The organism is Amycolatopsis silviterrae (assembly GCF_042684085.1).
Lineage (GTDB): Bacteria > Actinomycetota > Actinomycetes > Mycobacteriales > Pseudonocardiaceae > Amycolatopsis > Amycolatopsis silviterrae.
Genome location: NZ_JBHUKS010000041.1, coordinates 1 through 11,916, shown reverse-complemented (window position 1 = coordinate 11,916; position 11,916 = coordinate 1). Strand labels below are relative to the sequence as shown.

General features: G+C 66.5%; 6 protein-coding genes. 2 read left to right on the top strand and 4 right to left on the bottom strand.

All coding sequences use genetic code 11. The annotated features are described in order from the left end of the window. Position 1: 1 nt before the first annotated feature. Positions 2-2,905, top strand: coding sequence for a Z1 domain-containing protein (locus ACFSVL_RS45505; RefSeq protein ID WP_378314227.1), 2,904 nt, complete (start codon positions 2-4; stop codon positions 2,903-2,905). Positions 2,906-3,299: 394 nt separating this feature from the next. On the opposite strand, the gene ACFSVL_RS45500 is transcribed toward ACFSVL_RS45505, so the two are convergent. Beyond that, positions 3,300-3,467: a hypothetical protein gene (locus ACFSVL_RS45500; protein WP_378314225.1), complete on the bottom strand. Its 168-nt coding sequence runs from the start codon at positions 3,465-3,467 to the stop codon at positions 3,300-3,302. Between the two features lie 537 nt (positions 3,468-4,004). Next, positions 4,005-4,868 carry a hypothetical protein gene (locus tag ACFSVL_RS45495; protein WP_378314223.1) on the bottom strand — a complete coding sequence of 288 codons (864 nt, stop codon included), beginning with the start codon at positions 4,866-4,868 and terminating at the stop codon, positions 4,005-4,007. 428 nt (positions 4,869-5,296) lie between these two features. Here ACFSVL_RS45495 and ACFSVL_RS45490 point away from each other — a divergent pair, with 428 nt between their 5' ends. Continuing rightward, entirely contained in the window at positions 5,297-6,073 is a 777-nt protein-coding gene (locus ACFSVL_RS45490) for a NaeI family type II restriction endonuclease (RefSeq protein WP_378314221.1), read from the top strand. A 748-nt stretch (positions 6,074-6,821) separates the two neighbouring features. Here the strand turns inward: ACFSVL_RS45490 and ACFSVL_RS45485 are convergent. Both ACFSVL_RS45485 and ACFSVL_RS45480 read right to left on the bottom strand, forming a co-directional pair. Further along, entirely contained in the window at positions 6,822-7,208 is a 387-nt protein-coding gene (locus ACFSVL_RS45485; protein ID WP_378314219.1) for a hypothetical protein, read from the bottom strand. A 414-nt stretch (positions 7,209-7,622) separates the two neighbouring features. Then, on the bottom strand, positions 7,623-11,916 hold a 4,294-nt coding region (locus ACFSVL_RS45480), incomplete at its 5' end, for an SDR family NAD(P)-dependent oxidoreductase (RefSeq protein ID WP_449224411.1).

Here is an 11,916-nt window from a genome sequence, read left to right as displayed (position 1 = left end):
CATGACCGATTCACCCTATGTGGATGCGTACCTCGGCGCGCTTGCAGCCATGACACGCCTGGGTAAACCACGCGATCTGAACGCTCTCGCGGCTGCCCAGGCCGAGTTGCTCGACGCAGACATCGCGATCGAAGACGAACTCCTGCGGCGACACCTCGAGACCGCTGGCCTCAACGACTCCTTGCGGTCCGAACTGCTCACCACCACGGCGAAATGGGACAATGCCCCGGAACCCGACTGGGCCGAGGGCACCACGCCCAATACACCGGCGCGACGCGAAGTGATCACACGACTGCTGAAGTTCGGCGACGAAACAGCCGCACTGTTCAACGAAAAATGCAGCATCGCCGGCGTCCCGAAACCCACAGTGATCGCGCAAGAATGGGCTCCGTGGTACACGGATGATATCCGCAAACGCCGAACCTACTACTGGCGGAACTACGAAGAATACCTCGCAACCAGAAAAGGTTGGAGCCCCGAAGCGCGTGCGTCGTTGGACATTGCAACCGACCGCGTCGTCGAGCGGCTCGCCGATCCGACCCAGCCCGAGTCGTATAAGGCCAAGGGCCTCGTCGCCGGGTACGTCCAGAGCGGGAAAACGGCAAACTTCACCGGTGTCGTCGCCAAGGCCATCGACGTCGGCTATCGGTTGGTCATCGTACTGACTGGCACTACGGACATCCTGCGCGCACAGACTCAACGCCGTCTGGACATGGAACTCGTCGGGCGCGAGAACATTCTGGGCGGAGCCGACGAGGATGACCCAGTAGCCACGCACGGGCTCGACTACCAGGACGACCGCGACTGGATCGAGCGTCGCTTTCTGGAACACGGCATCTCCCCACGTCTTGCCGGCCGTCCGAACATCCACCGCCTCACCACCCAGCGCGGCGACTACAAAAGCTTGAGCCAAGGCATCATCGCATTGGATTTCCCTCGACGCGACGAGGGAAAACCGATCTACGATCCCGACAACCTGTTCACCACCGACGCCCGGCTCGCTGTCGTGAAGAAGAACAGCCGCGTTCTCGACAAGCTGGTCGTCGACCTGAAGCGCAGCGCCGCGCGCATGGAGGATCTGCCGGTCCTCCTTGTCGACGACGAATCGGATCAGGCCTCGGTCAACACCAGCAACCCCAAGAAGTGGAAGGAAGATCGGAAGGAGCGGACGGCGATCAACCGCCTGATCGCCCAGTTGTTGTCCATGCTGCCCCGTGCGCAGTACGTGGGCTACACGGCCACTCCGTTCGCGAATGTGTTCGTCGATCCCAGCGATGCCGAGGACATCTTCCCCAACGACTTCCTCATCTCGCTTCCCAGAACACCCGGCTATATGGGGCCCGAGGACTTCCACGACCTCGATTCGACCATCCCGGACGACGCCCTCGACTACGCCAACTCGAACCGCAAGGCCCATGTCCGTTTCCTGCCGGACGAGATGCCCGCCGATCACAGTGACCTGCGAGCGGCGATGGACACGTTCGTCCTCGCCGGAGCGATCAAGCTGTACCGAGAGGCGACAGGCGACGAGACCTTCCGCCACCACACCATGCTCGTCCATGAGCACGCGCACACGATCGTCCATCGTGAACAAGCCGACCGGATAAGGAAGGTCTGGGAGGAGTCCGGGTACTACACGTCGACCGCACACGAACGTCTCCGTACGCTGTTCGAGGACGACGTGCTGCCCGTCATGCACGCCAGGTCGGACGGCCGCCCCGTCCCATCCGACTACGCAAGGCTCGCGCCGCACATCGGTGAGGTCCTCGCCCGCGTCGGAAGCTCCGGCAATCCTGTTCTTGTGGTCAACTCCGACAAGATCGAAGGCGAAAACCTCGACTTCGACCGCCAGGCCGTATGGCGGATCCTCGTCGGCGGCAACAAGCTTGCCCGCGGGTTCACCGTCGAAGGCCTGACTGTCTCCTATTACCGTCGGCAGACGAAACAAGGCGCGACGCTGATGCAAATGGGTCGCTGGTTCGGATACAGGAAAGGCTATCGGGACCTTGTGCGGCTCTACATCACCGATGACATGTACGAGGCATTCGAGGCCGTCTGTCTTGACGAGAAGTACTTCCGCGACCAGCTCGATCGCTACGCCGAGCTCGTTGACGGCAAACCGCAGATCACTCCGGCCCAGGTGCCTCCGCTCGTCGCGCAGCATCTACCCGGGCTGAGGCCCGACGCCCCCAACAAGATGTACAACGCAAAACTGACCGAACGACGTTCGCCAGGGTTCGGAGTGGAACCCACCGCCTATCCGGTCAAGGGCGAACTGCTCGCCGCGAACGTCGAGACGTTCGCTCCGCTGTTCGCAGCCGCAAACGGCGACATCCACACCTTCAAGACACCGGCGAACCGGGACTTCCAAGCGCGTGTCGGCATCGTCTCCCACGGAGTCATGCTGCGGACTCTCGAAGACCTCATCTGGGGAGACGGCGACAACTTCGCTCCAGATCTTGCATGGCTCCGCCGGTTAAACAGCGGCGACATACACGACTGGGCGGTTATCTTTCCACAGTTGGGCATTCGCAATCCCAGCCGTCTCCTGATTGGGTCAGGACCCTTCAGTCTGCACCACCGGGACCGTCGCAGGCCTCCCTACTTTGGTGCCCTCAGCGATCCGAAGCATCGTGCCGCGGCCGACTGCATCGCTGGCGTGCCGCAGGTGGTCGACGATGAGCAGGCTCGCACTCTGCTTCGTCCCCGCCGCGGAGCACTCCTTGTCTATCCTGTAATCGAGCGTGACCCTTCGGGACACCAGGATGGCGAAGCGGATATACGCCAGGTGGTCATGACCTTCCGCGTGACGGCACCGACGACTGCGGACCGATTGAACCGCCCCTTCGTCACTTTCGTCACCAAGAACAGCCTCCGCGCAACGGATGCGATTGTGGACAAATAGCCCGGAGCTACACCGGGCAACCCGATGTCGGCTGGCGATGCGACCGGTCGAGTGGACCGTAAGCTTGAAGTTCGCTGGTCAAACTCTCGACATCCCTTTTCGTGGTCGAATCGCAGGTCGAGAGCAAGGTCACGGTAGAGCTGGGCCAGCTTTCCCAGCTCCGTGTCGGTGAGCGCGACTCCGGTTTCCCTGGGCGAGTCGATCATAGCCCAGACCTCGGCCTCGCTCAGTCCGACAGGCTCGCCGGTGTTCGCCAGTTCGGCCTGCGCCACCGCTCTATCCGTCTGCGCCTGGTCGACGCTCTCCACAACCGCTGCCGGGTCGATCCGGCAGCGATGGCATCCTGGAACCTCCGAATCTTGGCCTCGACCTCTCCACCCACCGCCGAGCCGGACTATCGCCTGCTGACGTGGCAGTAGGCGGACTGGGCCTCCACCAGCCGCTTGACGGTCAGATCGACGTTCCTCGAGTCGAACAGGTCCCCGATCCAGCCGTTCGCCGCATCCTCCAGCGGCTTCTCCCGCAGGTAGATTGTCGGCGAGTGGCTGGCTAGGGCTGGCAAGCCCGGAGCGAACGTCCGCCTTCCGTTCGCACGCCACACAGCGAAACAAGCCCCGGAAGGAGTACGGGTGCTCGACCGCGCGAGAGCAGACCGCTCATTTTCCACACAGTCCGCAGGCAGCCAGCGGCTGTGGAACGGCGCAACAGCTGAGCTCGCGTGAAGTCGTCCACCGAAATGATTTTCGGGTAAGCAGACCTGCGCGAGCGGACAACGGGTTCCCGCCCTGCCTGACGGAACCTCGCAACGTTCCCGGCCGCAAACGCCCTCCGGGGTCCAGTTGCATGCCCTATCGCCTCCAGCCGCCCGAAGAACCCGTAATCGATGCACTGCGGGTTCTCGATAATCGACCGCACCGTGCTGCCCTGCCAACCGTCCGCGGACCGGTACCGATTCTGCGCAGGATTGTGCTCGGACGAACGTAATATCCCGAGCCGGTTCGACGCATTGGCTACAGCACGGTCACCCTAGCCGTCCAGGTCTCCAGGTGTAGCGGAGTCCCTGGAAGCGCCACTCGGGAAGACAGTGTGCGTTGTGCAGTCAGCCTCCGCAACGCAAGAGCTGCTCGACATCGTCGATCGCCGACTTGCTCGGGAAGTGGAACTTGCCGTGCTCGTGAGCACCTTCCATGGTGAGGGCTACGAAACTGAACTCGCTCCCGGGAAACAGTTCTTCAACGTGCCGCTTCCGCCCCTTGTGGTGGCGGTCGGCCCGGCGTTGGTCCGTGACCTTGTACTTCGGGTTGACGACGAAAACGCTAAGGATCTTGTTGCCGAACCATCCGTCGATCCGGAAGTTGGCGTCAGCGATCGGGTGCACGCGGACGTCGAGCCCTCGCTCCCGCAGTGCGACAGCGGTGTACATATCGCGCATGAAACCGTAGTAGGCGTTGCCGATGCGCCAGTCCAGGGAGCCGTCTGCCAGGAATTTCGCCCTATGTTCAGGGTTCTTCGCGGCAGGGTGCTTCGCCTTGATGCGGGCCAGCTCCTGGTCGAAGATCTTGTTCTCCCGATCCGCTCTCTCGGCACCGAACATCTTCATGCCGTCGGCGGTGCGGTAGGCGAACTCGTCGAACTCGCTCCACAAGGGCGGTCGGCCGATCTCCTCCATCAAAAGATGAAACAGGTGAACGAAGGCGAAATCCGGTTCCCAGTTGCTCGCCAGGTCGATGTGCTCTATGTCCTCCTTCTTGAGCTCCTTGAGGGGATGCTCGTGATTGTCCTTGATCCACTCGAAGGTCTCCAGTCCGCAGTTGTACATCGCCTTGGTCACGTGGTCGCGCATGGTCGAAACGACACCATGCCCGATCCGCTTCGGGTTGTTCTCCCACTTGTAGAAGTACTGGTGCTCTGCCTGCGGAGTGACCAGGAACGTGCTGCGCACTTCATCCGCAGTGGTCTCCATCTTCGCTGCCCCCTCACCGTGCAACCGGTCCAGGCACCGTAGCGCGTCTCATCGCGAAAGACTCTCAGATTAGTTCGACGCGACGGACTTCAGTCACGGGGTCGCCGCAGCCCATAGGCCAAATGGCGCATATCAAGCTGCGTCCACGCAACTTTATGCAGTCACGACCGAACCGGGAGACAGCATTAGGGAGACTTCCGATGGACCTCGTGCATGCTGAAACCACTTGACGCTCTGTCTGACGTCCGGACCGTACCTGCTAGAACAACGGGGTGACGAAGCGTGCTCCTCTGCCGAGCCCCGGAGACCTGTGCAAGCCCGACCCTCGCAATGCCGGACCACGGCCCGCACACGTCATCGTCGACTCCTCACATGACACTGATCTCCAAGCGGTGAGAACATGGCTTCAGACGCGCCCGATAGATGACTTGCTGCGTAGCGCTGTCGACGACGCCGTCCGCTACGTGCTCGACGGGGCACGCACGTTCCGGTTCGACCTCACAAGCAGCGAGGTCGATTCCGACGAACGCTCCTCGGTCGGAACGAAGCTGCAGTACCACGTCATCGAACAGCTCAAACTCCGCAAAGAACCGCCTCTGGACACGAAGATCCTGCATATCCCGGTGGAGATCAAAGGCACCGTCGGAAAGACGTGGATGATCCCTCAGGAAGGCCAGTGCGAGATCACACTGATGATCCAGATCGACACGATGCGGCACCGCTTCCGCGGGCTCCTCATGCGCACCCACCGTGCATGGCTCAACGGCAAGACAGGCAACCGGGACCGGAAACGATCCCCCCGCGCCGACGCGGTTCGCCAGTACGCCGATGAGATAGTGGCGTGGACGGACCTTCCGCCTGAGCCGCTGCGCCAGCTGACACTTGATCAACTCCGAGTGGTGTTCGGCCCTGGCGGTATTACCAAACGCGTCACCGCATTGTTCGGCTACCTGCCCGAAGTAGTCATCCCGCGCTCCAGCATTGTCACGGTCGGTGCCCGCCGTGACGACCCCCTGAGGCGAGCACGCGAAGCCAAATCACACGTCCTGAAAGCGCACAACCTCGTTGTCCTCGTCGGAAAATGGGAGAAGGACATCGCTGCGGCCCGCGAGCTCGGCTACGACCTCAGCGGCGCTGCGTGGGTCGCGGTTCCGCCTCAGAAGCTCGCGCAGCACGGGTACGCGCCGGCCGACTTCGGACGCTAGACATCCCCAGTCGCCGCAACGCCGCGTGTCCTCGTGCGTCAGTTGAAGCCCTGCTGATCGCAGTGGCTCAACCAATCGCAGGGCACGTTTCTCGATCTAGCCGAACCTGGCCGTATGCGTCGCAGCAGGTCATTTCGCAGCTTCGGTCTGCACGACTACATCGACGCTCCCACGATGACACCCGCCCTCCAGCCAGGATCGGCGAGCGGTGACGCCGCGCACCCGACGAAGACCTGGCAGCAGTCACGGCACGATGGCTCGAAGCTGGGCATCCTGGTGACGGGCCCTTTCGACGGGCAATGAGGTACGTAACCACCAGAGCAGAATCGCGCTCCCGCAGACCCTCTCGGGACGGGACTCGGCCGTTGAGGCTGGGTCGCCAGGTGCTTCGCTACTCATCGTATGGTGTTCGTCGCGCTCGGAACCGCATCCCTGCCTTGGCGGCGACAGACGTGACGGAGGTCGTGGGATTGCACATTCGCACGCTCCCCGTGCGAGAGTCGCTGCAGTACAAGATCAGCCTCGGCGAGCGGATCCTCCTATGTCAACGTACGTCGGTCGAGGATGACGGAGCCGAGATGTTCGTGCGCCTGAATGGCGGCCGGTCCGCTGCCGTGCACTTCCGCGGAAGCAAATGTACACAGACTCTTAGAGGTTGATGCGTGTGAATAGCGAGCAACTCGCCCCTCGGACACACACGTTAGACACACGGGGAGAGGCGGTCACTACGACCGCCTCTTTTTCATTGTCATAGCGGAGTTGCACGCCGAGATCCTGGTAGACCCGCGTGATCCGCTCCGGCGTCCCGCGAGTTCAGCGCCCGGGCCACATCGCCCACCAAATCAAGCCGCGCGCACACCTCCGCCGCCTCGGTCACGGTCGCCTTGGGCAAGTGCCGCAACTCGGCGTGCGCCGCCTCCCGCTCCGCCTGCGCCGTGTTGATCGCCTCGACCACAGCAGCCGGATCCACAGCAGCCGGGTCCACGCCCGCCTCGATCGCCGCCTGATGGCGGCGCAACCGCGACTCCGCATCAGCCAGCCGCTTCTCCGCTGACTCCCTGCCGGTCGAGTGCGCCCCGCGCTGCGAAGCCACCAGTGCGGCGACCGTACCGTCCCGGTTCGCCGGGTCGAACATTTCACCTGTTACTGGCACGAGCCGGCAACATGGATCCCGGATCTGATCGAGGCCGACACCGAGGTCCTGGCCTATTCTCCCGGCAGCCCGGAACCCAGTACCCCGGCGTTCTACTCGCCTGACTGCGCCCCGGCCGGCTGCCGCCGAACGCGCTGATCATCGACGAGCAGATGGGGATGGTGGAGGCCTTCACCAGCGACGATCCTCGCGGACGACGCGCTATCGACCTCCTTCGACCGTTGCAAGAGCGCTGTGGCGTCTCGACGGAGTAGGCCGCGGCCGGGGTGAGGCTCGGCGGATCTCGCCGAAAGGACACCGCTGCGGGCTGGGGCTCTAGGCTGACTCCGTGGACATCGAGTGGGCAACGGCGCGCCTGCGGGAGCACCGGCGCGGAGTCGCCTGGAGCCAGTCCGTTCACGAGAGCCCGAGTTCGTCGTCGAGAAGGCGGAAGACGTCGTCGTCGCTGGCCGATTCGAAGTCGAATGCGGCGTCGTCCGCGGCCGGTTTCGACGTTCGGCGGGCGGACCATTTCGCGCGGAGCACCTCCAGCCGTCCTTCGATCTGCTTGAACAGCTGTTCGTCCACGGTCGCCGAGGCGAAGGCGGTTTCCAGTTTGGCCAGCTCTCCCAGCAGGGAGGCGGGGCCGGGCGCCGCGGCGCCGAGTTCGCCGCGGAGGTGTGCGACCAGTTCGGCCGGGGTCGGGTAGTCGAACAGCAGGGTGGCCGGCAGGCGCAGGCCGGTCGCGGTGTTCATCCGGTTTCGGAACTCGACCGCGGTCAGGGAGTCGAAACCCAGGTCCTGGAACTCGCGGTCCGGTTCGATCGCGGTGCCGTCGGCGTGGCCGAGCACCAGTGCGGCTTGGCCGTGGACCAGGTCGAGGAGCACCTCGTCGCGGGTTTCGTCGGCCAGGCCGGTCAGCCGGGTCACGAGGGTGCCGGCGGTGATCTGGCCGGCCGCGGAACGGCGGGCCGGAGTGCGGATCAGCCCGCGCAGCAGGGGCGGGATCTCGCCGTGTGCCCCCAGTGCGGCCAGGTCCAGGCGGACCGGAACCACAGTCGCGGCGTCGGTGTTCAATGCGGCGTCGAAGAGAGCGAGGCCGTCGTCGGGAGACAAGGCGGGCATGCCTGCGCGCCGAAAACGTTCGAGGTCGGGGGCGGCCAAGGAACCGGTCATGCCGGCGTCGTTCGCCCACGGTCCCCAGGCCAGCGACACGCCGGGCAGCCCGTCGGCGCGGCGGTGGGCTGCCAGAGCGTCCAGGAAGGCGTTTCCCGCGGCGTAATTGGCCTGACCGGCACCGCCGAAGGTCCCGGCGATCGAGGAGTAACCGATGAACGCCGCCAGCGGCAGTTCGCGCGTCAGCTCGTGCAGATGCCAAGCTGCGTCGACCTTCGGCCGCAGCACGGCCGACATCCGCTCGGGCGTCAGCGATGCGATCACGCCGTCGTCGAGGACGCCGGCGGTGTGCACGACCGCGGTCAGCGGGTGTTCGGCGGGCACGGCGGACAGCAGTGCCGCCAGCGAAGCGCGATCGGCCGCGTCGCAGGCCGCCGCGGTCACTTCGGCGCCCTGTTCTGCCAGCTCCTTGACCAGCGCTTCGGCGTTGTCGGCGGAGAGGCCGCGGCGGCTGGCCAGCAGCAGCCGACGGACGCCTCGCTCGGCCACCAGGTGCTTGGCCAGCAACGCGCCGAGCCCCCCGGTGCCGCCGGTGATCAGCACGGTGCCTTCCGGATCCCAGCCGGGGGTTTCCGCCGGGGCGACCCGGACCAGCCGTCCGGCGTGGACGGTGTTGTCCCGCACCAGGATCTGCGGTTCGCCACTGCCCAGCGCGGCCAGCAGCACCGGCCCGGAGACGGGTGCCGAGCCGAAGTCGAGCAGGCCGAACCGGTCCGGATTCTCCGCCTGGGCCGAACGGACCAAGCCCCATCCGGCCGCGGCGGCGACGTCGCCTCCGTCGACCGCGCCGCGGGTGGCGAAGACCAGCCGGGAGGCGGAGAACTTGTCGTCGGCGAGCCACTGCTGCGCCAAGCCCAGTACTCGCGACGACATCTCGTGCGCCGAACCGGGGACGTCGGCCGGGTCGCCGTGGATCGGGACCAGGACGATCTCCGGGACCTCGGCCAGCGCCGTCAGGTCCGCGACGGCACGCGCGTCGTGGTCGCGCAGCGCGTCGAGGTAGTCGGAATCGTCCGAAGCGAGCACGGCGATCGCGCCGGGAACCGCTGGCTCCGCGGTCACGGCGACCCAGTCGAGGGCGAACAGGGCGTCGTCCTCGACGCTGCGCAGCTGCTCGGCGGTGACGGCGCGGACCCGCAGCGAGTCCACCGAGACGACGGGCGTCCCGGAAGTGTCGGCCGCCTCGATGGCCATCGATTCGCCCGAGGTGCGGGTGAGCCGTACTCGCAGCGCGGACGCACCGGAAGCGTGCAGGGAAATACCTTCCCAGGAGAACGGGAGTCCCCCGTTTTCGCCTGCGATGAGCATCGACGCGTGCAGGGCGGCGTCGAGCAGTGCCGGGTGGATGCCGAACGCGGCGGCGGAATCCGCGTCCGGCAGTACGACCTCGGCGAAGATCTCGTCGCCGCGTTGCCAGGCCGCGCGCAGGCCCTGGAACGCCGGCCCGTAACCGAAACCGGCCTCCGCGAACGTCTCGTAGCAGCCGGTCAGCGACAACGTCTCGGCGTCCGGGGGCGGCCACTCCCCCGCGGCGAAGCCGGCCGGGCCGGCCTCCTCGGCGAGCGCCCCGCTCGCGTGCTGGGTCCACGGCCGTGCGCCGTCGCCGTCGAGTCGCGAGTGGACGGTCAGCGGGCGGCGGCCGGATTCGTCGGCCTCGCCGACCCACAGCTGGATCTGCACCGCCCCCGAATCCGGCAACACCAGCGGCGCGGCGAGCGTCAGTTCGTCCACGCGGGCGCAGCCGACCTCGTCGGCCGCCCTGAGCGCGAGTTCGACGAACGCGGTGCCGGGCACCAGAGCGGCGCCCAGCACCACGTGATCGGCGAACCACGGCTGCGTGCGCGGCGAGAGCCTGCCGGTGAACACCATCCCGGCCGTCCCGGCGAGTTCGACCGCCGCGCCGAGCAACGGGTGGCCGGCCGCACCGAGCCCGGCGGCGGTGACGTCTCCGCGGGAGAAGCCGGGCGCGGGCCAGAAGCGTTCGTGCTGGAATGGGTAGGTCGGCAGGTCGACGTGCCGTGCCCCGGGGAAGAATGCGGAGAAGTCCGCTTCGGTGCCGCGGACCTGCAATCCGGCCAGCGCGGCGGTGAAGGACCGCACCTCGGACCATGCCTTGCGCAACACCGGCAGGGCGATCTCGCCTCCGGACAAGGTTTCCCCGGCCAGCGCGGTGAGCACCGCGCCCGGCCCGAGTTCGAGGAATACCGTGGTCCCGTTACCGGCCAACGCTTCGACGCCATCGGCGAAGCGCACGGCCTCGCGCACATGCCGGACCCAGTACTCCGGCGTGCACAGCTCCCCCGGCTCCGCGAGGCGGCCGGTCAGGTTCGAGACGACCGGGACCGCGGGTTCGGCGAAAGACACCCCTTCGAGAACCTCGCGGAAGTTCTCCAGCATCGGCTCCATCAGCGGCGAATGGAACGCGTGGCTCACCGGGAGGCGTTTGGTCCGCCGGCCGCCGCGCGCGAAGTGCCGCGCGATCTCCTCGACCGCATCGGTCCCGCCGGACACCACGACCGATCGCGGCCCGTTCACCGCCGCGATCCCGGCGTCCTTGCCGCGCCCCGCCAGTGCCGCGACGACCTCGGCCTCGGAAGCCTGTACCGAAACCATCGCGCCGGTCGCCGGCAGTTCCCGCATCAGCCGGGCCCTCGCGGCGACCACCGCGCAGGCGTCTTCGAGGGTGAACACGCCCGCGGCGTAGGCGGCGGTCAGCTCGCCGATCGAATGGCCGCCGAGCTGGTCGGCAGTGACGCCGAAGGACTGCACCAGCCGCAGCAGCGCGACCTCCACGGCGAAGAGCGCCGGCTGCGTCCAGCCGGTGTCGTCGAGCGCTTCGGCGTCCTCGCCCCAGATCACCTCGCGGATCGTCCGGTCCAGGTGCCGGTCGAGTTCGCCGGCGACCGCGTCGAACGCCGCCGCGAACTCGGGGAACCGGCCGTGCAGCTCCCGGCCCATGCCGAGCCGCTGCGAGCCCTGGCCCGAGAAGAGGAATGCGGTCTTTCCGCCGACGACCGTTCCTTCGATCAGGCAGGCGTTCGGCTCACCCGCTGCCAGCGCGGTCAGGCCGCGCACCGCCTCGTCGTGGTCACCGGCCAGCACCACCGCGCGGCGGGCGAAGCGGGACCGCTCCCCGGCGAGCGAGAACCCGATGTCGGCCGGGCGCAGCCCCTCGATCCGGGACAGCAGGCGTCCGGCTTGCGCCCGCAGCGCCTCCGGGGTCTTGGCGGAGAGCAGCAATGGCACAACCCCGGCCGGGCTGTCCTCGTCGGCGGCGTCGGCGGTCGCGGGGAGTGCGGCCGGCTGCTCGATGATCGTGTGCACGTTCGTCCCGCTGATGCCGAACGACGAGATGCCCGCGCGACGCGGCCGGTCGGCCTGCGGCCAGCCGACCGGTTCGGCGACGAGTTCGAGGGCGCCGCCCGTCCAATCGACCTCGCGTGAGGGCACGTCCGCGTACAGAGTGCGGGGCACCACCCCGTGCCGCATCGCCAGCACCATCTTGATCACCCCGGCCACCCCCGCAGCCGCCTGC